The sequence below is a fragment of the Novipirellula herctigrandis genome (genome assembly GCA_007859835.1).
GTDB classification, from domain to species: domain Bacteria; phylum Planctomycetota; class Planctomycetia; order Pirellulales; family Pirellulaceae; genus Novipirellula_A; species Novipirellula_A herctigrandis.
On the sequence record SJPJ01000001.1, the window covers coordinates 2832743 to 2855301 of the forward strand.

The 22559-nt window shown below is 49.0% G+C and carries 17 protein-coding genes and 1 pseudogene; all 18 read left to right on the forward strand.

The window, feature by feature from the left end; genetic code table 11:
- Positions 1 to 17: 17 nt before the first annotated feature.
- The 18 genes and pseudogenes from CA13_RS10410 (at position 18) to CA13_RS10495 (ending at position 22447) form a co-directional block, all read left to right on the forward strand.
- Entirely contained in the window at positions 18 to 2384 is a 2367-nt protein-coding gene (locus CA13_RS10410; RefSeq protein WP_146396105.1) for a GumC family protein, read from the forward strand.
- Positions 2385 to 2495: 111 nt separating this feature from the next.
- Complete coding sequence (locus CA13_RS10415) at positions 2496 to 4490, forward strand: nucleoside-diphosphate sugar epimerase/dehydratase (RefSeq protein ID WP_146396106.1); 1995 nt, start codon at positions 2496 to 2498, stop codon at positions 4488 to 4490.
- 105 nt (positions 4491 to 4595) lie between these two features.
- Entirely contained in the window at positions 4596 to 5969 is a 1374-nt protein-coding gene (locus tag CA13_RS10420; protein WP_146396108.1) for a hypothetical protein, read from the forward strand.
- Between the two features lie 32 nt (positions 5970 to 6001).
- Positions 6002 to 7237, forward strand: a complete 1236-nt coding sequence (locus CA13_RS10425; protein ID WP_419194162.1) for a lipopolysaccharide biosynthesis protein — start codon at positions 6002 to 6004, stop codon at positions 7235 to 7237.
- A 466-nt stretch (positions 7238 to 7703) separates the two neighbouring features.
- Positions 7704 to 7925: pseudogene (locus CA13_RS34990) on the forward strand (acyltransferase); the annotation flags it as partial.
- Positions 7926 to 8497: 572 nt separating this feature from the next.
- Complete coding sequence (locus CA13_RS10435) at positions 8498 to 9676, forward strand: polysaccharide pyruvyl transferase family protein (protein ID WP_146396113.1); 1179 nt, start codon at positions 8498 to 8500, stop codon at positions 9674 to 9676.
- Positions 9673 to 10866, forward strand: a complete 1194-nt coding sequence (locus tag CA13_RS10440) for a glycosyltransferase family 4 protein (protein ID WP_146396115.1) — start codon at positions 9673 to 9675, stop codon at positions 10864 to 10866. The genes CA13_RS10435 and CA13_RS10440 overlap by 4 nt, the downstream gene beginning before the upstream one ends.
- A 117-nt stretch (positions 10867 to 10983) precedes the next feature.
- The gene (locus tag CA13_RS10445) at positions 10984 to 11766 is read left to right on the forward strand and encodes a sulfotransferase domain-containing protein (RefSeq protein WP_146396117.1); all 783 of its coding nucleotides are present in this window, start codon (positions 10984 to 10986) and stop codon (positions 11764 to 11766) included.
- 43 nt (positions 11767 to 11809) lie between these two features.
- Complete coding sequence (locus tag CA13_RS10450) at positions 11810 to 12958, forward strand: glycosyltransferase family 4 protein (RefSeq protein ID WP_146396119.1); 1149 nt, start codon at positions 11810 to 11812, stop codon at positions 12956 to 12958.
- A 1-nt stretch (position 12959) separates the two neighbouring features.
- On the forward strand, positions 12960 to 13874 hold the full coding sequence (locus CA13_RS10455; RefSeq protein WP_419194163.1) for a sulfotransferase family protein: 915 nt from the start codon (positions 12960 to 12962) through the stop codon (positions 13872 to 13874).
- A gap of 187 nt (positions 13875 to 14061) precedes the next feature.
- Positions 14062 to 15147 (forward strand): SDR family NAD(P)-dependent oxidoreductase, encoded by a 1086-nt coding sequence (locus CA13_RS10460; protein ID WP_146396125.1) that lies wholly within the window; start codon positions 14062 to 14064, stop codon positions 15145 to 15147.
- 3 nt (positions 15148 to 15150) lie between these two features.
- Positions 15151 to 16290, forward strand: a complete 1140-nt coding sequence (locus CA13_RS10465; RefSeq protein WP_146396127.1) for a polysaccharide biosynthesis C-terminal domain-containing protein — start codon at positions 15151 to 15153, stop codon at positions 16288 to 16290.
- A 3-nt stretch (positions 16291 to 16293) separates the two neighbouring features.
- Positions 16294 to 16929 (forward strand): sugar transferase, encoded by a 636-nt coding sequence (locus tag CA13_RS10470; protein WP_146396130.1) that lies wholly within the window; start codon positions 16294 to 16296, stop codon positions 16927 to 16929.
- A gap of 50 nt (positions 16930 to 16979) precedes the next feature.
- Positions 16980 to 18257: a DegT/DnrJ/EryC1/StrS family aminotransferase gene (locus CA13_RS10475; RefSeq protein WP_146396132.1), complete on the forward strand. Its 1278-nt coding sequence runs from the start codon at positions 16980 to 16982 to the stop codon at positions 18255 to 18257.
- Between the two features lie 14 nt (positions 18258 to 18271).
- Positions 18272 to 19453 (forward strand): non-hydrolyzing UDP-N-acetylglucosamine 2-epimerase, encoded by a 1182-nt coding sequence (gene wecB, locus CA13_RS10480; RefSeq protein WP_146396135.1) that lies wholly within the window; start codon positions 18272 to 18274, stop codon positions 19451 to 19453.
- A gap of 17 nt (positions 19454 to 19470) precedes the next feature.
- On the forward strand, positions 19471 to 20721 hold the full coding sequence (locus tag CA13_RS10485; protein ID WP_419194164.1) for a glycosyltransferase family 4 protein: 1251 nt from the start codon (positions 19471 to 19473) through the stop codon (positions 20719 to 20721).
- Positions 20718 to 21608, forward strand: coding sequence for a sulfotransferase family protein (locus tag CA13_RS10490; RefSeq protein WP_146396139.1), 891 nt, complete (start codon positions 20718 to 20720; stop codon positions 21606 to 21608). Before CA13_RS10485 ends, CA13_RS10490 begins: the two co-directional genes overlap by 4 nt.
- 77 nt (positions 21609 to 21685) lie before the next feature.
- Entirely contained in the window at positions 21686 to 22447 is a 762-nt protein-coding gene (locus CA13_RS10495) for an FkbM family methyltransferase (RefSeq protein ID WP_146396142.1), read from the forward strand.
- Positions 22448 to 22559 lie beyond the last annotated feature (112 nt).

Consider the following 22559-nt stretch of genomic DNA (forward strand, 5'->3'; position numbering starts at 1 on the left):
TCCGGACTGACCCATCTATGAATGACACAACTATTTCTTCGCCTAACGAATCTGCCGGCGACACAGACATTTTAGACCTGCTCGGCATGTTGCGCCGACGAAAGGGCTTCATTGCACTTGGCCTATTTCTAGGCGTCGCCGCCGCTGTCCTTTACTTTTTCCTGACTCCGCCAACCTATCGCGCCAAGATGGAAATCTTGGTTGGGCAAAAGTCGGGCGATCTGGTCAAGGGTGCAACCTCGGATTCGTCAGTGGAAGGTGCCGAAGCGGCCGAAGACGTTTTGTCGACACACATCGAACTGATGACGAGTCGTCGTATCTTGCAAACAGCGATCGACAAACATGGCTTGGAAGACCTAGCGAGTATTGCCGAAGTGGTCGCCGAAGGTAGGTCTTCGCTCAAATTTGTCATGGACAATCTTTCCGTATCCAAAGGTGGCGAGGGAGTCGCCCGCGATGCTCATATCTTGCAAGCATCTTACGACGACCCCTCTCCATCTGATTGTGCAGTCATTTTGCGAGCGATTTTTGATGAGTACGCTGCCTATCTAAAAGAACACTTTGAAGGAACGAGCACTCAAGCAGTCGATCTACTAACGGAACTCTCGGATAAAACGGCTCAAGATGTAAAGGACGCTGAAGAAGCATTCGCGAGCCATGTTGCTTCGAGCACGTTGATGTGGGACGGCCAGAAGGCGCGCAACATCCACAAAGATCGTCTCATGAAGATCGAAGAATCCCTTCTTGAACTCACCGAACAAGAGGCAGAGGTAGAGTCCCGGTTAGCGGTGATCACCGATTTCTTACAAAACACGGATCCCAATTCAATCACCGACTTCAACCGCTTGGCGCTCCTTAGTGAAAAGGAAGTCAATCGATTAAAGTTGCTATACGAAATCACGCGTGGCGATGTCGCAAGCGAGGCTTTCCAGGCCGAACAACCGATTCGTCAAGAAACGGCAAGAGCAGAGTATGACGAATATCTACAACTTGTCATGAAAGAGAAAAAACTAGCTGAGAAATTTAGCGAAGGCCACCCACAAGTGGTTTCGATTCGCGAGCAGATTGACCTGATGCGTCAATTCATTGACGAGAACTCGGCAAAAATAACCGCAAGTGAAATTCGTGAACGAATGGAACCGGCGGAAATGCTTCAGACGTATGTGGGGCTTCTGAAAAACGACTTGTCCGGCATTCAAAAACGTCGTGAGGTTTTGATCCGACGAAGCGGGGCCGAACTAATACTTGCGAAAGAACTTGAGCAAGTTGAAATGCAAACCGAGACAATGCGTCGCGAAGTGTTACGCCGTCAAGAGCTATTCAAAGACACTCAAGATACGCTCAAAGAATTGAACTTCGTACGCGACTACGCTGGTTTTTCGACCGATGTCATTGGCGACGCTGAAACGCAAAGAAGACCGAGTTGGCCAAATCCATTGATCGTTCTAGCCCTTGGAATATTTGCCGGTGGGTTACTTGGCTTTGGCACCGCTTTGCTCGCCGATGTCATGGACACGACTTTTGTCGATCCCGATGACGTTCAACACACACTCGGGGCTCCCGTTCTAGCGCATGTGCCACGATTCGAACCGTTTAAACGCAAACGCAAAGACCCACCACTGAAAATCGATTCATCGATACGAGTCTACCACCAACCGCGCAGCCCTTCTGCCGAAGTCTTTCGCGTGATGAGAACCGGATTGCTTGTGGAAGCGAAAGCGAAAGGGCTTCACGTATTCCAGGTAACATCTCCGTTGCCCGGTGACGGAAAGAGTACGACAAGTGTCAATCTAGCAACGGCGTTTGCTCAAACCGGTAAGCGAACACTGATCATTGATGCAGACCTTAGAAAACCTCGTGTCGGACGGCTCTTGCACTTGGAAGGATCGCTTGGACTTTCCGATGCGTTGAGGCAAAGTTTGGATCCTTCGAAAGTTGTCCAAACCACAGTGCAAGACAATTTGTTTGCCGTCTCGGCAGGATCAATTCCCGAGAACCCGTCCGAGCTACTTCAATCCGACAAATTTGCTCAGCTGCTAAATGCATGGCGATCGGAATTTGACTTCATCATTGTCGACACGCCCCCAGTATTAGCGGTGTCCGACGCAACGATCGTCTCCGAAGAAACAGACGCGGTTCTATTAACTGTTCGGATTGTGAAAAATGGACGTCGCAGCGCAAAACGAGCACGCGACATCCTCCGTCAAACCGGAGCATCAATTGCGGCAATCGTTGTTAACGGTTATCAAACCAAAGATCGAAGCTATGGATACACGGGAGGTTATGATGCGGAGGCCTATGGATATGGTTATGGTGAAACGCATAAAGCCTACTATCGGGAAAGCAAAAAAGGTTCACGACCCTTGCAATCGACATCGAGTTAACCACTTGACGATGTAGTCAAATCCATCAAGAGTTCCATTACATACTCGATGCAATATTTTGCAACAGAACTTTCGTCATAATACCCATACAATTTTATGTGCTATTAAATCGTGAACGATCACACAACATCAACGCAAACACCGTCGGCGAAAAAGCCGTATGCGCAACGGGGCCATTTACCCAATGCGGGCTTGCAACTGTTGCCCGATGTGCTTCGGCATCCCGCAATGCGATTGCCGCTGTTATTGGTGCTTCATACCATCTTATTTACAGCAATCTACGCGTTTGCGTACTTTGCTAGATTCAATTTTGAACTAAACGAAAGCCGCACCCGTTTATTCTGGTCAACGATCGGACCGGTCGTGCTTTTGAAATTGGTCGTTTTCTACTTCGGCTCTCACTTCCATGGCTGGTGGCGCTATGTCACCTTCGCAGATCTGCGGTCGCTGCTAAAAGTCTCATTAATGTCAATGGTATCCATTGCCTTTGTGGACTACTTCTTCATGCAGTTTTCGGGAGCCATACCGCGGCTGGCAATTGTGCTTGACACCTTTACGACAATTCTTGTCATTGGCGGACTACGGAGTCTTTGGCGATTTGCGGATGAATCATTCGCTAGTGTTGTTAGCGGAAAGACGGCAACTCCTGCAATTTTGATTGGCACCGGTCACCGGTTCGGCCAACTGGCATCCCAAATTAATTCCAATCCGGCAATGCCTTGCCGAGTCAAAGCGTTACTTGGCACCGACTCTGACTTCCGCCGTAAAGCAATCATGGGCGGCGTGCCCGTAATGGGACATATTTCCGACGTCGTTCAAATCGCCAATAAAATTGGAGCTGTCGACATTCTCGTTCCTTCGGGTAGCCTCGGTGGAAAAGAGCTTCGCAAACTGATCGCCCTGTGCAACGAAGCCGAGCTAACGGTTCGGGTATTGCCGCGTTTCGAAGACGCCATGTCAGGGGGCAGTAAAATTCCGCTGCGGCCCCTCGACATCAAAGATTTGCTAAAACGCGATCCGGTACAGCTAGACACAACAGAAGTCGCCAAGCTGATCGCCGGAAAGCGAGTGCTCGTCACAGGAGCTGGCGGCAGCATCGGTTCCGAGATCTGTCGTCAACTCTTAAACTTCAACCCCGGCGAACTGAGTCTGCTAGGACGTGGTGAAAATCGAATTCATGCGATACTCCACGAACTTGCTCCTATCGCTGAAGAAAAAGCAGTTACTCTCCATGTCGAAATTGGTGACATCACGGATCATCCTCGAATGGACCGACTTTATCGTGAACGGCAACCAGAAATCGTTTTTCATGCTGCTGCTCATAAGCACGTTCCACTGATGGAAATGCATCCTGGCGAGGCAGTAAAAAATAATATCGGGGGCACACAAAACATTGCCTCATTGGCCGACCAATATGGTGTGGGTCACTTCGTCATGGTCAGTACCGACAAAGCAGTCAACCCAACCAGCGTCATGGGATGCACCAAACATCTGGCCGAACGTGTTGTATACGACCTAGCACAGTCGAGCCACACCAAATTTGCCGTCGTTCGTTTTGGAAATGTCCTCGGCAGTGCGGGAAGTGTCATTCCACGGTTCCAAGAACAAATTCGACGTGGCGGTCCAATTACGATCACCGACGAACGAATGACACGCTACTTCATGTCAATCCCAGAAGCATCGCAACTTGTTTTGCAGTCCGCGTCGATGTGCCAAGGTGGAGAGATCTTCGTGTTGGACATGGGCGACCCCGTCCGAATCGTGCAACTTGCCGAAGACCTAGTCACGCTCAGCGGGCTTCCACCAGGGAGCATTGAGTTTGACTTTGTCGGCGTTCGTCCGGGAGAAAAGCTCTACGAGGAGCTTTACTTTGATGATGAAGCAACGATCGCAACTTCCCACCCCAAGGTTCGTGCCGCATATGCAAGCGACTTCCAGGATAGGATCGTTGGCGAGCCGCTCGATCGCCTTCTTGAAATAGCAGATTTGGATCGTAGCGGCATTTTCAATGCGTTAAGAACGCTCGTCCCATCCTACCATCAAGATAACAGTCCCTCCAAAGCGGAAGCCTTGGCCACCTCTGAGAACCAGGCAGTCACTCAATGACAATGAAATTGAGACCACTGCGGTTCACTTCGCTAAGGCAGAGTTACTGCTGGGTTCAAGCGAGGTTTGTGTAGGCTTATGCTTAACCAGAAAAGGTTGAAAGTAATGCCGTTCGCCGTCGTGGCAACGAGCATTTTTGCGTTGCTTTGCATCGGCGTTGAAGGCCCATTTGTAAGTGCTTTTGCAGTGGCCGCATGGGTTGTCACGGGAACATTGCTGACGATTGCCCTTTCACAATCCATCAAGCCAAACCAAATCACCTTCATATTGCTCTCGCCCTTCTGCTTCTACTTACTGTTCGCGTACGTCTACAAAGCGGTTGCCTCATATAACCCCGACAACACAGTCGTCGTTATGATTTTTGGCGATGGCGATCGAGCCACTTCGCCATCGTTCGGACTCGCGCTCACCATGGCTGCAACAGGCGTATCAGCAAGTTGGCTGGCAATTTGGCTATCCCGAACGAAGCTCGCACCTCAACTGGAGATGAAACGCCACGGACGAATCAACGAACCGCTGCTCTATTCAGTCATCCTTGTTAGCCTCGTCGTTAAATGGATCGCGTCTTATCGATTGGGATGGGGCGTACCGGGTGCCCAAATTTCGGGCGCAATCCCATTGGTTACTGGCGTCGTGGTGATCTACTGCCGATTTGGCTTATTACTTCTGCTCACCGCGACCATCTATCACGCGTTGGTAGTAAAACGGAGCCTGTTAAAAGCGGCACTCGCTTCCACCGTGACCATGGCATTCGTATTAATGGACCTGGGCATTGGGTCAAAATACTCACTCGTTTACGTCGTGGTGATCGCTGCGTTAGTACTCTTTCAGTATTCAACGACAAACCGAAGGCCACCAATCGCCCTTTACGTTTTCTTGTTTTTCGCAGCATCTTCCTGCTTGGTTCTATACAAGTATGTCAATTACTATCGCTTCGCCCGACTACGTGGCCAAGAGATGAGCATTACTGAAATGGTTGATTTCGCCAAAGTATTTGCTGCTACCGATGAAAAATCGGGCAGTAGAATTTTGAATCGCATCAATGGGTTTGAGAAAGTCCTGCTCTCGATGGAGTATGCCGAAGACATCAAGAATCCGGCGCCAATTGATGTATTGATCCCCGGTGACTTTGCCGACAACTTTACCACCAGCGTGACCGGATCCAAGGAAAGCATCAACGCAGTTGGCTGTACGCAAATTGGTTTCTTTGCATTGTTTTGCAATCGCATCCCAATCGTGTTTTTCCCTGTCATGCTAGCCGTGCAACTTTCGCTGATCGCTTTGTCATCGGCCTCCATGAAGGTGCTTCAATACCGCGAGACGATCATTGTTACCGCGATGGTCCTCGCAATCTTTATTGTCATCTTCCAATTCGCTAGCGGCGCATTGTTAAACAGGGGAAAAGAGTTTGCGATCATTATCCTTGTGGCAATCGTCCTCGATCGTTACTTAATGAAAAACAGCGATCCATGCTCGTGATAGTACAGCGACTTGCGAAAAAGCATGGCGAAGTGCTTAAACTGGTTTCCTTTGGCGGTGGCGTTGCGGCATTTTCGTTTGCTGCAAACTTCCTTCTTGCGCGATACCTTCCAACGAGTGACTACGGTTTTTTCAGTTGGTGCTTGTTCATATCACAGTTGTTTTTCGTCTTCTCTGCCTTTGGGATGGACAGGACACTCGTACCTGATTTGGTTCAGTCAGAAGATAAGAAAACGCTCATTTCCGGATCGTTGCTACTGAACTTGGTTGCAGGATCGATAAGCCTCCCTCCAATTCTCTATTTCATCTGGGCGCAAAGTGAAACCTTCTCACAATCCATCACTGCTGTAGCCATCGTAGTGACGGGGATTTTGCTTGCTGCTTCACCGAAAGCGGTTTACGACGCCAGCCGAAAGATGTCGAGCCATGCATCGATGATCTTGGCGGAAAAAGGCATCTACATGCTTTCGGTCGCTGTTGTTTTGTTCTTAGCCGAACCAGAGCACGCATTTGTATGGGTCGCCGTAGCACTTTGCGCGACACGCGTTGTAAGTTTCGTCATGCAATGGAGCAAAGCAACAATATGGCCCGGTGGTTCTATAGAACAAGCTGGAAAAAGTTTAGCAGGACTCTTTCAGCGAAACTTCCTTGTTTTCATTGCCTGTTGTTTTAGTGTCCTGATTACCCATGCCGCACCGTTGATTCTAAAGGACCAACTTGGCTCTTCCGCGATGGCCTGCTATGCCATCGCCTTCCAGTTCTCTCTCTTGACACAATTGGTTATCTCTCAGACGACGCGGCTTGAGGCCCCTACAATTGCTTCGGCTGTCCTACGCCCCGAGCCAATCAGGCCCATGATTTGGAAAATGCTAATGCATTCTTCCCTCGTATCTGCAGGAGTCTCCATAGCGATTGGAATCGTCGGCAGCCTTACAATCTACTATTTCCTTCCTGTTGCATTACACCCTGGCATCCCTGTCCTGTGGGTAATATCAATTTGGAGCACCGCTCTAGGTCCGGGAAGAATCGTGAATCAATTCACCGTCTCAATGGGACTCAATCGCCAGTATTTAGCTGCGACGATCCTATCAGGGCTAATTGCGGTGGGGTTAGGATACTTTCTCATCCAAGCCTTTGGGGTGGTCGGTTGTGCCATCAATTTATTGGTATCTCATATGGTCGGAATCATGACTCAAATCACGGCCGTCTTGGGAGCAGCAACAAAAAGAGACGAAGACATTGCAAAACCAAGAACACTTGAAGCATAGGACGCGCCTAAAAATGCACATTTCATGCTCACCAGTGAAGTTTCATATTTCACATCACGTTTGATTAGCAAGAACCTTTCGACCCACATTTCCAAAACACGAGTAAACAAGAAAAACATTCTTCCTTTCTTTGCGTCGCCTGAACCAACAAAACTCATGAACGCGACCAAAATGGAACAACACGTCTAACATTCTTTTCATTCGAACAACATTAGCAGCCTCGCACAAAATGCAATTTTCTTTCACAAAGATGCTTCAAGGCTTGAATGGGCACCTTGAAAAACGCCATTGGCCGGATATCCCCAAGGGATCGGTCGTCAATTCTGGCTCTCGTTTTCCGTTCAAAAAAAACATCACGATCAGCGAAAATGTTTGGGTGGGACGAAACTGCATGCTCAACGGGGAAGGTGGAATACACATTGGTGAAGGAACGGTAATTTCAGATGAAGTCGTCATGCTAAGTTCAATGCATAACTATGAAAATGCATCCTCATTGCCTTACGATGAAGTCAACTTACTTAGGCCGATAACAATACGCGAATACGTTTGGATTGGCTATCGCTCGATGATTTCACCAGGGGTGACGATCGGAGAAGGCGCGATTGTTGCAATGGGAACCGTCGTCACGAAAAATGTTGCCGCAGGGGACATCGTGGGTGGCAACCCAGCGATCACCATAAAACAAAGAAACATGGAGCACTACTTCGAATTAAAGCAGGACAGAAAAGGATATCTAAAAAGGCTACATTCCGAACACATGAAGAAAGTGCGAAGAATGGACGATCGCAACAAAGCGATGGATACATAGAGACAATTGCATCGAACGAATATTCTAAGGCCTTAGCATCATGTAGAAATCAATACTGCAAGTTTTTGTCACTGTCAAAAACGTCATAGGTATTAGTCAATCATCACGGCAGCGTGATTTGTTCCCATTACCTCAACTTGTCCTATGGAAAAGCAAGATTAAAATAGCCGACGCGGGCGGGCCAATCATAATGAATGAGCTCCGATCCTCCTCGTCTTGTGGCGAATTTGCTACGTCACCAATGCAATAGAATATTCGTTTGCTCTAATTTGCAGACACTTGTCGTGAAGTCACTGCTGAAATCCGTATTCCATCTGATTGATTTTAGATTGCTTAGCCCTATTCCAGCCTCCTTAGAATTCGCACATCAATTGATCGTCGTTTTTTCCATTTAGCATGTTTATCAACGCAGTCCAAATCATCATGAATGGAACGATGCGGAGTATTGATTTATGACCAGAGCAACGCTTATCGGCTACCATGGGCGAGGGAATTTCGGAGACGACATTTTCTTTGACGTCTTGCTGGAATGGTTGAACCAGCACTTCGGGGCCACGAAGATTTTTGTTTCCGCACCGAAGGAATCAATTCCTAGCCACTACGGCAGTTTTTCAGTGCAATGCATTTCTCGCCGTTTTGGCGGAATCGCACGACTGAATTGGCTTCCGTACGGCGTTGCGATCCTCCGATCAAGAGTGGTGTGCTTCGGTGGCGGTAGCATTTTCCTTGCAGCGCCATTTCTTCTCGGGGCGTCCGTTCTATTTGCTTGCCGAATCCTTCGCCCCAAGACGCCAACCGTTGCACTAGGTGTGACCATTTCCGAAAACAGCACGGACAATCGCCTGAAATCTGCAAAGTTGTTTTTTAGTCGATTCGACCTAATTGTGACTCGAGACGACTCCTCCTATCAATTCTTGAAGTCACTTTCATTGCGCACAACGCTTGTATGCGGGGCGGACCTTGCGTTGTGCTGGCCAAAACTATTCACAGAGAAACCTCAGCAAATCAGTCCGCCCGATGGATTGCGAATTGGTATTTTCTTGAACCACCCCCGAGTCGAAACCTCCGATGAGGCAACCCAATTTATTGAAGCAGTTGCTTTAGGGCTCAAGCAATTTTCGAACAGAGGCGTGAGACCGACCATCACTCTTGTTGCTACCTGCGTATTCGCGAAAGATGACGACCGTTTGTTTATAAAGCCTCTCAAGATGATGCTAGAACAGAATGGTTTCGATGTTCGCTCGGCATGTCACGACCCAAATAATCCGCAAGCCGTTTTGGATATCATTCTTGACATGCATGCGATCATTTCAAGTCGGATGCATCCCGGCGTTGTTGCTCTTGGCATTGGCACTCCTGTATTGCATATCAGCTACGATCAAAAGATTGACGATTTCTATTCATCGAATCACCTGGATTCCCATCGCCTTACAACCGTACAAGACTTCAACGCGGATGCTGTTGATTCATTCCTGGTTGAAGCAATGACGGATACTCAGCGACAGAAGTCGGTCAAATCGGCACAACAACTTCAACAGGCATCATCGAGCCTTAACCGCGTTCTTGCCGATGCGGGCGCCGACTTATCGAGGTCCCCAAAGCCTTCGAAGGACCCAGGAGGCCAAGCATGAAGATCCTATACGTCTGCTCGGAGATACCTTATCCGCCGATCAACGGAGTACGAATCCCGGTTTGGAACAGCATGCAGTTGATGCATCAAGCCGGACATGAAGTTAGCGTCCACGTGATTGACTCGAACCGATCTGCGCCCAGCGAACTTCCTGAGCCGATGCACTTCGTATCGAACTATTCGGTGGCCAGCATCCCGGCACGATCAGGCCCGGCGATCATGTTGCGGGCGATTATTTCACGGAGGCTCTTCTTCCTCGAAAAGAACTGGGCCCCTACTGCCGCAGAGAACCTAAAACGCCTCATCGCGGAAGTAGAACCGGATTGCATCCATTTTGACGTAATCACCACGACGCGATATGTGTCAGTCGTTCCGAAAACCGTCCGTGCAGTTGCTTCAATCAACGATAGCTTTTCCTTCAGTCTCGAAGAACGTATTCGATCAAAAGGGACGGGGTGGGTAAGACGGTGGTACATTCAGTATCAGTTGAGAATTGCAAAACGCTATGAAGCAACTCAGTATGCAAAGTTTGCGGCGGTGCATGTTGTAAGTCAAAAAGACGCAGACTATTTGCAGCAGATAGGTTGCCGAAGCAAAATCCACGTGATCTCCAACGGTGTTGATGAAGACATCCTAAACCGGCAAAGCACGCGCAATAACAGTCGCGATGTCGTTTTTGTTGGCAAAATTGCCGGACGCAATCTTGATTACGTATCTGAATTACTTGACGAAATTTGGCCCAAGGTCGTTAACTCATTCCCCGATGCAAAGTTGTGGGTCGTTGGATCATGGGCTAAATCGTCCGAAGCGCAGGTGGCAAGTTGGTCTAAAATGCCTGGCGTCAACTTTGCCGGTTTCGTGGAACGTCTCAGTGAAGCCTATGATCATGGCGGCGTTTCCATTGTCCCCGTAGACAAAAAATGTGGGCAAATCAATAAGGCGATTGAAGCGATGGCAATGGGACACGCCGTTGTCGGCTACCGCTCGACCTTCAATGGAATACCGGAGGCCGAACCAGGCCGCGATTGCATTATCGCGGAGACGTCCGATGACATTCCGAATCGCGTCAAAGCGTTATTGGCAGATGATACTTGTCGCCAAAACATCCAGCAAAACGCCCGGTCTCTTGCCTTAAAGCACTATCAATGGGCAGACCGAACGAAATTGCTTGAGTCACTCTATTTCGAGTAGTGAAATCCAAACCTTGTGTTTTCAATCACCCCAATAAACATCGATTCTCAACATTGTTAATTGCCTCGGATACGCAAGTCGCACGAGGCTAAATCCAGATTTAAAATTGAACAAGTTATGATAATTCGCAAAAGGTTAGAGGGAGTCAGTCGGCAAGTGTTAGTGCGAGGGCTCTCAGGGTTTTTGCCATATTTCGTCGTGAATGAGTTTCCAAAATCAGGCGGAACGTGGTTAAGCCAAATGCTTGCTACTGCGTTAGATTTGCCCTATCCACGCAATCGGATGCCAATACTAAAACCGGCAATCATGCAGGGCCACTACTGTAACCCGACAGGGCTTAAGAATGTCGTCGTGCTCTGGCGAGACCCTCGAGATGTGTTCGTTTCTTGGTATCACCACTGCTTATACGGCAATGAGTTTTCCGCACCTGCTTTCAAGGCGAGGTGTCGCAATGAATTGCAGTTTGAAGATGTGTCAGATGTGCGTCAGAACTTGCCTCGCTTTATCGAGTTCTGCTACGAGTCCCCCATTTCGCCGCGATTCACTTGGTCTCAATTTGTTGACACATGGGAATCCAGACCCGGGGTCGTCCAGACTCGATATGAGACACTGCTGAAAGGAACCTCGGATGAATTGGTTCGCATCTGCGCTGCGTTTAACAGGGAACTGAGCCCCGAAAAAGCCCGGCGTATCGAAGAAGAATTCTCGTTTGCAAACCAAGCCAAACGCACTGCAGGCAGCGAAGTTAAATCAAGTCACCTTCGCAAGGGAATTGCTGGAGATTGGATAAACCATTTTTCGAGACAAGCAGCCACAACGCTTTGGAAGTATGCAGGACCACAAATGCTTGCCTTGGGCTACGAATCAAATTCCGGTTGGGTCGAAGCGATTCCAGCTTAAGACCATTACCCAGGCAACATCACTGTATTGAATAGTAAGAATTATGCGTATTGGCATTGACGCTTCGAACATTATCGGCGGCGGCGGTTTGACTCACTTGGCGGAGTTACTCACGCATGCGAACCCCGCGATTCATCAATTCGAAAGTATTGATGTTTGGGGGCGTGCAAGTGTGAAAGCCCGATTCCCCGTGGACCGAGACTTTTTGTCCTTTCACACCCCCGATGCGTTGAACGGAAACATGTTGCGAAGAACGCATTGGTCTCGATATCGCTTTCCAACCGAGGCGAAGAATGTTGACCTAGTCTTTGCCCCGGGCGGTTCCGTCAGATCGATGAAGGTCCCAACAGTGACCATGAGCCAGAACATGCTTCCGTTCGATGTGCACGAACGGCGCCGCTATGGATGGAGTCCAATGCGATTAAAGTTCGAACTACTGGCAATTCGGCAAACTGCAAGTTTTCGGAACGCAAACGGATTAATATTCCTGACGGAATATGCAAAGCAAACGGTATCAAAAGTAGCTCGACTTAAACAGAAAAACGTAGCCGTCATTCCACACGGAATCAATGACCACTTTCGTCGCCCAGCAGAGTCCTATCCAATTCGTGAAGACTATTCATATGAAAAGCCATTCCGCTTCGTATACGTCTCCTCGATACATCGATACAAGCACCACCGGGAAGTCGTGACAGCCATTGGCAAGCTTCGAAAAGAGGGCTTTCCGATCACGCTTGATCTCTATGGGCGACCAGAGTCCGTTGCATTAAAAGAATTGCGATTGGCAACAACGAAGGCAGATCCCAATAGTGAGTTCGTTCACTACCATGGAAGCGTGCCCTATGCCGACTTGCCTGGAATCTATCACGATGCGGATGCGTTTGTATTTGCATCGACTTGCGAAAACCTTCCGATCATTCTCCTTGAAGCCATGGCCTCTGCGTTGCCAATTTGCTGTTCCAATCGTGAACCGATGCCTGAGGTGTTGCGTAACGCTGGAGACTACTTTGATGCGGAAGACGAGCATTCGATTTACGAGAGTTTGCGACGGATCTATGAGTCCGCTGAGCAGAGACGAACCTATTCCCATGCTGCTAAAGAGCTTGCCAACAAATACACATGGAGTCGATGTGCGGACCGGACATTCGAGTTTTTGCGAACCACGTACGACCAATTTTCACAGGGGAAGTAATATGTGGAAATTAGAAAACGTAACGGATCGCGTTTGGCTTGGAGGAAGTGGCCGTAGCGGAACCACGTGGCTAGGAAACATGCTCGCTTCGATCCGGGGAACGGCAATGCTTTTCGAACCCTTGCATGCCCAGCACGTTCGGACACCTGAAAATCTCACACCTGCAAATGGTACTGCGAGTCACAGACCGTATCTGCGTCCATCGGACCCAGCTCCGGAATGGACACGGTTTGTTGAAGGCATTTTTTCCGGTGGAAAGTACCTCAACCGATGGACGATTTTTGGAGGTCGTGGTCCATACAAACATCCAACACTTCTTTTTGACTTTGTGCGACCAAGGCGGCTTCTCGTAAAAGAAATCCGCAGCAATTTCATGCTGGGATGGCTCCATCAGCAAATGCAGATCAAGACGATCTTTCTGATGCGGCATCCCTGTGCAACGCTTGCAAGCCAAAATCGAGCGGCTTGGCCAAACGAACTTGATGGATTCCTTGGCAATTCTGCGATGGTAGAGGATCACCTTCGGCCCTATGCCGAATATCTTGGCACCCTGGAATCGCCGTGGGAGATTCGATCAGCTTTTTGGTCGATTAACAATCTCATTCCATTAGCCCAAAAAACAGCCGGTTTTCCGATTCACATCGTTCACTACGAGGATCTAGTCGTTGATACAGAGCGAGAAGTCGAACGGATTTATAATTTTCTAGGATGGCAGCTGGACGCAAAAGACTGGAGACGCGTCAGGCGGCAAATCGACAAGGGGGTTTCCGGCCTCAAGAAGGTGGGAACGACGGAGCAACTACTTGGAACTTGGAAAGAGAAACTTCAGCAAGATGAAATCAGCTGCATTCTCAATGTCGCAAAGAACTTGGGGGTCACCAGTTATGGCGATGCAATAATGCCAAACCGCCCCTAGAAAATATCCGATTGAAATCGACAGGAAAAAATTTCGACGGTTGCGTTCGGACGTTGCTCGACGGCGGAAGGATTGACCACCGCTGAAAAATGAATGCAATCTCCAACGTTTGTGAATATACTGATGGCCTATTCTAATTGAATGGCTTTCGCATCCAATTAATCTCCAAAAGCAAGTTGTGATTTAGATGACTCCAACGGCAAATCGGTCCGCGACCGTTAACAGTGCTGGCAAGACGGTTTTGATTACCGGAGGCACCGGCTCCTTCGGGAAAACGATGGCCAAGCACTTGCTTGACCAAGGATACGAGCAGGTCCGTATATTCAGCCGCGACGAGTGGAAACAAGAGGAGATGCGGGTTCGCATGGCCGAACCTCGCCTGCGATTCTACATTGGCGATGTTCGTAGCCGGGCGAGTGTCGATTCCGCGATGGAAGGTGTCGACCTAGTGTTCCATGCTGCCGCCTTGAAACAAGTGCCATCGTGCGAGTTTTTCCCGATGGAAGCAGTTGCAACGAACATTGAGGGCAGTAATAACGTGATTGAATCGGCAATCGCGGCCCGAGCCGAATGTGTGGTTTGTCTTGGTACAGACAAGGCGGTCTATCCCATCAATGCAATGGGAATGACAAAGGCATTAATGGAAAAAGTCGCTCAGTCCGCCGCACGTCGTTTGGATCCCGGCGAAACTCGGATTTGCAGCGTTCGCTACGGCAACGTCATGTATTCGCGTGGCAGTGTGATACCACTTTTCATCAATCAAATTCGCGAAGGCGGTCCGCTCACAGTAACAGAAGCGGCAATGACACGGTTCATGCTGCCGCTACGTGATTCAGTTCGGCTGGTGGAGTTCGCTTTCCAAAACGCTCGCCAAGGCGATGTGTTCATTAAGAAGGCAGCTGCTTGCACGATCGGAGACCTCATTGCTGCACTGCAGAAACTGTTTGGAACCAATGTCGAAGTCCAAAGTATTGGCCTCCGGCATGGTGAGAAACTTCACGAGACATTGGCGAGTCTCGCCGAAGTCCATCGCGCCGAAGACATGGGCGACTTTTTGCGAATTCCAATGGATGACCGGGATCTGAATTACGCAAAGTTCTTTAGTGAAGGCGAGCAAGTTTCCCAACAATTAACGGACTATGATTCGGAATCAACCGAACAACTCAATGTATCAGAAGTTTGTGAATTGCTACTGAGTTTGCCGGAAGTCCGAGAGCAGCTGGATTCTTGGAAAAGCTTAACCAATGTTTCATCGACGACGCGAGATTGCTAAACGATGAAACGAATTTTGATCACAGGTTCAGAAGGATTGATTGGATGGCATTTGCAATGCCACCTCTTTGCTGCGCCAAACCTCGAGGCGAGCACTGCAAACCGAAAGCAGTTTAATGACTCCGAATGGCTGGAAAAAGCGGTTCAACATGCCGACGCCGTTGTCCATCTAGTCGGAGTGAATCGAGGAACTGACGCGGAAGTCGAATTCGACAACCCTAAACTAGCACAGCGTTTGGTCGATGCATGCGAGAAAACGAACAGCACACCTCACGTCCTCTATAGCAACAGTACGCATTGCGACCGCGACATCCCCTACGGACGCGGCAAAAGTACTGCAGCCAAGATCTTCCAGGCTTGGGCGGATGCGAACGGGGCACTCTTTAGCAACATGGTGTTGCCACACGTTTTCGGCGAGCATGGCAAACCGTTGTACAACTCGGTGGTCAGTACATTTGCATCACAGTTAGCCAATGACGAACCTTCGAGCATTCAGGGCGATGGCAAACTATCGCTCATGCACACCTCGCAAGTAGCAAAACTAGTTTGTGACTTGACCGAAAGCGGGCATTCAGGGGAAGCCCGTCCGGCAGGCTTCGATATTTCGGTGGCCGATCTATACAATCGACTCAAACGAGTGTGCGATCGTTATCAAAGTGGCGTCTTACCAAAACTTGACGAACCTTTGGACTATCAACTATTTAACACCTATCGCAGTTATCTGCCTCCCGAAAAACGACGAATTCCCTTTCAATTACACACCGACAATCGCGGCAGCCTATTTGAAACGGTAAGGGCTGACGGGAAAGGACAGGTGTTCTTATCGACGACTCATCCTGGCATCACGCGTGGCAACCATTTTCACTTTCGCAAAGTGGAAAGGTTTGTCGTCATCGAGGGGCGAGCCGACATTCGTTTGCGAAGGATGTTCACAAATGAAGTAATCACCTACCACGTTTTCGGTGACGCGCCGGAAGCGATCGACATCCCAACGCTTCATACTCACAACATCACCAACACCGGGGACGCCCCACTAGTGACATTATTCTGGGCGGGCGAATTTTTCGATCCAAACGATCCCGATACATACGCATGCGACGTCGCCGCTCGTGCCAGCCGTGCCAGCTCTGATGGGCAGGAATGAATCATGGTTACCGATGATGTGCCCGGATCAAAAAACAGCTTTCGCTGGAGCAAGCGTGTTCTCGATGTTTTTGCATCGTTAGTCGGGATGATCTTTTTATCCCCGTTAATGGCATTTGTGGCCATTTCCATTCGCATCTTTGACGGTCGACCGGTTCTGTTCCGGCAAGAACGAATCGGCCTTCATGGCGAACCATTTGTGCTTTGGAAATTCCGAACCATGCGGCAAGAAGCGGAATCGATGGGCCCTAAGGTGACGGTATCCGGTGATTCGCGGATCACGGCAATCGGCAACATCTTAAGAAAAACCAAGATGGACGAACTTCCGCAGTTATGGAATGTGCTGCGTGGAGAGATGACACTGGTTGGACCACGCCCAGAAGTTCGTGAGTACGTGGATCTCTACAACAACGAACAACGAGAAGTGCTCCGACTAGTCCCGGGAATTACGGACCCCGCGTCGCTTAAATATTTTGACGAGAACTCATTGCTTTCGCAGCAAACCGATCCAATGAAATTCTATATTGACTCAGTCATGCCGGACAAAATCGAAATCAATCTGGACTATGCAAAGCGTGCAACTCTCCTGAGTGATTTGCGATTGGTACTTAAAACAATTACACGTGTATTTTCTTCCTAGTTACATAGCATCAATCGTTTAACCACATCCTTTAAGTAAACAACCATCGAATGAATCAATCCTTTGATCAACGATCTGTTGATTCGACAAACGAAAACGAGCCAGTGCCCTATTTCCGGCCTTCGATTACTGAAGCGGAAATTCGCGAGGTAGTTACTTGTTTGCGCAGTGGTTGGTTGACGACCGGTCCACGAACGCGAAAGTTCCAATCTCAATTCGCAAAAGCAGTACAAGCTTCACATGCATTGGCATTAAATTCATGCACAGCAGCACTCCACCTTGCGGTCCGAGCCCTTGGTTTAAAAGCAGGACAGGGCGTGTTGATTCCGTCTCAGACGTTTGCCGCGACTGCGGAAGTCGTACTCTACGAAGGAGGCGTACCAATTCTAGTGGACAGTTTAACGGACACGTTAAACATCGATTTGGCTGATGCGGATCGCAAGTGTGAATTTGCCGAGCGAGGTGAACTGCCGGTCAAAGTCTCGGAGATTGTAGGAATCATGCCGGTACATTTTGCTGGCCGCATGATCAATATGGATCATGTCCGTCAATTCGCTAAGCGACGTAGTCTATGGGTCGTCGAAGATGCCGCCCACGCTTTTCCGGCGGCATTTCAATCAGAGGAATCGGGAAAGATGATTCGTTGCGGTGAAGCGACCGCAGATGCGACTTGTTTTTCATTTTATGCGAATAAAACCATCACCACCGGCGAAGGAGGAATGGTTGTCACCGATAACGCCGAGTTGGCTGAACGGATTCAACAAATGTCGCTTCATGGACTCAGCAGCAACGCTTGGCGACGGTTTGAGCATTCGGCGGCGTGGGATTACCGGATTGTGGAGCAAGGATACAAGTACAACATGACCGATATCGCGGCAGCGATCGGTTTGCATCAGCTTAAACGTGCCGAGGCAATGCGTCAGGAACGTCAAACAATTGCCCGATACTATTCGGAGTCGCTCGCTGACGTTGAGGAATTGACGTTACCATCGGAGGACTCTAGTCGAATTGATTCATGGCACTTATTTGCCGTGCGTCTTCAACTCGAATCCCTTACGATTGACCGCAATACGTTTTGTGAAAAGCTATCCGAACGAGGGATTGGATTCTCCGTTCATTGGCGACCTCTTCACAAGCATCCACTTTATGAAGGATTCGGTTGGACGGGAACCGATTTACCTGTGATGGATGATGCATGGCCTCGCCTAGTCAGCCTACCCATATTCGCTGGTATGCGCGACGAAGAAAGCCGACGGGTGGTAGATACCATAAAGCAAATCATTTCGGAGAACCGCGTTTCTTCGTCAGCAAGAATCTCACTCGGTTAACATTGGATAGTGGTATGACGAAGAATCGACTTAAGGTAGCGACTATTCTTGGAACGCGTCCGGAAATCATCCGGCTTGCGAGAGTGATCGCTGCGCTTGATCAAGCCACCGATCATTTGATCATCCACACTGGTCAAAACTACGACTATGAGTTAAATGAAATCTTCTTTGAAGAGCTTCAAGTACGTCGGCCTGACCATTTCCTCGGTGTGGATACTTCTTCACTTGGAACCGTCTTGGGCGGAATGTTCATTGCGATCGAAAAAGTGCTCAAGCAAGAAAAGCCTGATGCAGTACTCATTTTGGGTGACACAAACAGCGCTCTGGCTTCCATTATGGCACGGCGCATGGGAATCCCCATCTATCACATGGAAGCTGGAAACCGTTGCTTCGACTTCAATGTCCCTGAGGAAACCAACCGCCGGATCGTTGATGGAATCAGTGACTTCAATTTGGTCTACACGGAGCACGCTCGTCGTCACTTGATCGCCGAAGGATTCCCACAAAGAAGGATCTATTTAACCGGATCGCCGATGTGCGAGGTGCTTGAGTTCTATGCAAAGAAAATTGCGGCCTCCGACGTCTTAAACCGACTCGGTTTGACAAGTCGATCGTATGTGCTCGTCAGCATGCATCGAGAAGAAAACGTAGACAATCCGCGACAACTAAAATCTCTTCTTGATGGATTGCAGTGCTTGGCCAATGATCGAAATGTCCCAGTGGTTGTATCAACCCATCCAAGAACGTTAAAACGCTTACAGGAACTGGGAAGCGATCAAGTTTCCATATCCGAGACGATCTCGCCAGGTAAAATCACGTTCCTAAAACCGTTTGGCTTCTTCGACTACAACCAGTTACAGAAGGAGTCCTTGTGTGTACTAAGCGACAGCGGAACGATTAGCGAAGAATCATCGCTGTTGAAATTCCCGGCAGTCACACTGCGCAACGCTATTGAACGCCCTGAGGCACTGGACACAGGCAGCATTGTCTTAACCGGTACGGACCCTGCTCGAATACTTGACTGTGTCCAACTCGTAATCGACGAATTTGACGCAGGAATGACGCCGCCCATTCCGATGGACTATCAGCACCGAAATTGCTCGCAGCGAGTTGTTCGATTGATTCTTGGAACGGCCTCATTGGCTCATCGCTGGATGGGAATCGAAAGACGCGATGCTAGCGCGGAGCAAGCTTGATGGTATCGGAAAATTCGGTGCAAATCCTACTTGCGCATCGCTACTTTTGGCCCGACTCAGCTCCCTACGGCTTGTTACTGCGTCAGATTGCGACACTGCTTTCGCAACAGGAGAATTTCCAAGTCACGGTTTTCACCGGCCAGCCTGCCTATAGCAAGGCGGTCGTCGCACAGGGACCTCGGCCACGGACCGAAACAATCGATGGCGGTGCCACGGTCATGCGGGCGAGACTATTTTCGGAACAGCGATTTCGATCATTGTTTCGCAATCTCAACGCGATTCTATTCTCGCTTCAATTGGCAGCGAGAATCCTGGTGCAGCGTCCAAAAGTGGTCATGTGCAGTACTCAGCCCCCCATTTTTGGTGCTGCATTGGCGCAATTTGCAGCGGGCATTATTAGGGCAAAATTCATCTACCACCTGCAAGACATTCATCCGGAAGTCGCCTGGGTCGGTGGCCAATTACGCAAGTCGTTTGTGCCTCGACTTCTCCGTTGGGTTGATGCCCGGACATGTCGTAAGGCGGACCATGTCGTTGTACTTTCAACAGACATGGCCGAGTCGATTCGCAAACGCACCGAAAACCCTAACTCACCGGTCCATGTAATTCAGAACTACAATTTGCCTGATTACTCCGAACGGCTTGACGTCCCTGAGGGCTTTAAGAAAAAGCCTGGCATTTTCCGACTCCTGTTTGCTGGAAACGTTGGCCATTTCCAAAATCTCGATAAGCTTGTCGCAGCGACAAGTCTCGTGGGCGAGGAACATGAGTTTGAATTAGTAATCATGGGCGATGGCAAGGCAAAACCAGAACTACAAAAGCAAGTAGCTAATAATAACAACAAGCGAGTTGTCTTCTTGCCTTACCAGCCACTAAGTATTGCCGAGCCATTGATGTCCGAAGCGGATCTTTGTGTTGTAAGTCTACTTCCGGATGTTTACCGCTACGCTTTCCCAAGTAAATTGATCACCTATATGTCGCAGGGGTGTCCAGTACTCGTTCTTGCGGAAAGCGAAAGTGAGCTTGGTCGTTTTCCGGAGCGATATAAAATCGGCTACTCATGCTCTCAGGAATCAGTCGACCAAATTGCTCGCACAATCGAATTTGCAATTGCATCTGCGTCAGACCGAGCAGAGTTCAGCGAGCGTTCTCAACAGGCATGGCAAGATTTTTTTGGCCGCGAACAAATCGACGCGGCTTGGGTTAACCTGATTCAGTCTTGTGACACGACGAGTGCAAACCAAGTTTCCTCGGGGGCAAAGCGATGATTTACGAACCACTTGATTGCCAACCTGTCTTCTTAATTGGTGCTGCCCGCAGCGGCACCAAATTTTTGCGTGATTTGATTGCCACGGACACGAACATTTGCGAGATCCCATTCGATGTAAATTTCGTTTGGCGACGTGGCAACGAGCATTATCCGCACGATGGTTTACCTGCCGAATTCGCCACTGAGCGAGTCATTCGCGATCTACGGAAACGCTTACCACGGATGGCAAACGCGACCAACGGGAAGATCATGTTAGAAAAGACGGTATCCAATGCGTTACGAATTCCTTTCGTATTGAAAGTCTTTCCCGAAGCACGTTTGATTCATCTCATTCGTGATGGTCGATCGGTTGTCGAATCGGTTCATCGAGTATGGGATGAGCCAACGCCCCTCCATTACAAGCTGAAGAAACTGCGATACTTTCCCGTGACAAACTTTCGCTATGCATGGTGGTTCTTAGCGAATTCTCGGAACCCTACAAACCGGGTATGGGGCCCCCGATACGATGGAATCGACGATGACTTATCGACTTTGAGTCGCTTGGATGTCTGTGGCCATCAGTGGTGCCACTGTGTGGAAACAGCCCTACGAGATCTGAAGAGTGTCAACGAACAAAACACACTTGACGTTCGTTATGAGGATCTTATCAGTCGATCCGAAACGATTGATTCCATTGTGCGATTTTTGGAGATCAACGACGATGAAGGGATTCGCCATCGCTTTTCAAATATGGTCCGCCGTGGTCAGGATGATAAATGGCGGGGATGCTGGACTAACGAGCAAATGGAAGGACTCCAAAAAATCATCGGTCCATTGTTGGAACGATTAGGATACGGTGCGGTTTCGCTCGATACCGAAAAGCACAAGACCGCATCCTCGAATTAAACTTACGGGACGTTCCTGAACGCCTCTCCGCTCTCCCAATACAACCACTTCCTGACTTACTAATTATTGATCATAGCATGAGCAGCACGCCCGAAACCGCAAAAACAAAAAGCCGGAATCCGTTTACGTTTAAGTGGTCACACCGCGCTTGGCTGCACCGTTTCCTGGTCAAGATCTACAACGGGATTTTCGCCATGATTCCGTTCAAGATGAAATACGGAATCGGTAGGATGCTGAGGAAGAATAAGTTTCCCTACCAATTAATCAAACCGGGCTCAACACTGGTTCAAATTGGTGCCCCCGTGGACACATTGAAGGCGGGTCGGTCACGCGGTTTGTATTTCAGCCTGTTTAATGGTCCAACTGGCAAGACCGTGATCATTGAACCGGCATCAGAGAGCGAAAAAGCATTTAATCAACTTGCGAAAACCCATGGAATGAGCGACATCGTGTTTTGTCGGAGCGGTGCATGGAATGAAAAGAAACAGCTCAAAATTTATTCCGACCCGAAACATCCTGCGACCAACTTCACCGAGGGAACGGTCGATTACGATGCTAAAAGGCTTTCGGAATTCAGCGTATTCGAAGTCCCATGCGATACCGTTGATAACCTTCTGCGACCTATTGAATTGGACAACATTGATGTACTCAGTATCACAACCAATGGAGCCGAAGTCGAGATACTTGAAGGCATGAAAGAGACATTGGAAAAAGGTGTGACCTTCATTTGTTTGGCAACCCATAAGCATCTGAGCAACATTCCGGAAATGATGGAAAAACTTGGGTATCAGGAGTATGCGTTTGATGATCGCGGCGTGACCTATCAACGCAAGACTTAGAACAGGGAATTTGCTTGGGACGTTCCAGCAATATTGACCTCTATCAATGTGCTGTCCTGTCATGTTTGTTTAGCTAGTCAGACTTACCCACATCCTAGTGCAATAAAACTCT

What these genes read in the sequence shown, in the direction of transcription:
- CA13_RS10410 (WP_146396105.1), top strand. Translation starts at nt 18, where the DNA reads ATGAATGACACAACTATTTCTTCGCCTAACGAATCTGCCGGCGACACA.
- CA13_RS10420 (WP_146396108.1), top strand. Translation starts at nt 4,596, where the DNA reads ATGCCGTTCGCCGTCGTGGCAACGAGCATTTTTGCGTTGCTTTGCATC.
- CA13_RS10435 (WP_146396113.1), top strand. Translation starts at nt 8,498, where the DNA reads ATGACCAGAGCAACGCTTATCGGCTACCATGGGCGAGGGAATTTCGGA.
- CA13_RS10440 (WP_146396115.1), top strand. Translation starts at nt 9,673, where the DNA reads ATGAAGATCCTATACGTCTGCTCGGAGATACCTTATCCGCCGATCAAC.
- CA13_RS10445 (WP_146396117.1), top strand. Translation starts at nt 10,984, where the DNA reads ATGATAATTCGCAAAAGGTTAGAGGGAGTCAGTCGGCAAGTGTTAGTG.
- CA13_RS10450 (WP_146396119.1), top strand. Translation starts at nt 11,810, where the DNA reads ATGCGTATTGGCATTGACGCTTCGAACATTATCGGCGGCGGCGGTTTG.
- CA13_RS10455 (WP_419194163.1), top strand. Translation starts at nt 12,960, where the DNA reads ATGTGGAAATTAGAAAACGTAACGGATCGCGTTTGGCTTGGAGGAAGT.
- CA13_RS10460 (WP_146396125.1), top strand. Translation starts at nt 14,062, where the DNA reads ATGACTCCAACGGCAAATCGGTCCGCGACCGTTAACAGTGCTGGCAAG.
- CA13_RS10465 (WP_146396127.1), top strand. Translation starts at nt 15,151, where the DNA reads ATGAAACGAATTTTGATCACAGGTTCAGAAGGATTGATTGGATGGCAT.
- CA13_RS10470 (WP_146396130.1), top strand. Translation starts at nt 16,294, where the DNA reads ATGGTTACCGATGATGTGCCCGGATCAAAAAACAGCTTTCGCTGGAGC.
- CA13_RS10475 (WP_146396132.1), top strand. Translation starts at nt 16,980, where the DNA reads ATGAATCAATCCTTTGATCAACGATCTGTTGATTCGACAAACGAAAAC.
- wecB (WP_146396135.1), top strand. Translation starts at nt 18,272, where the DNA reads ATGACGAAGAATCGACTTAAGGTAGCGACTATTCTTGGAACGCGTCCG.
- CA13_RS10490 (WP_146396139.1), top strand. Translation starts at nt 20,718, where the DNA reads ATGATTTACGAACCACTTGATTGCCAACCTGTCTTCTTAATTGGTGCT.
- CA13_RS10495 (WP_146396142.1), top strand. Translation starts at nt 21,686, where the DNA reads ATGAGCAGCACGCCCGAAACCGCAAAAACAAAAAGCCGGAATCCGTTT.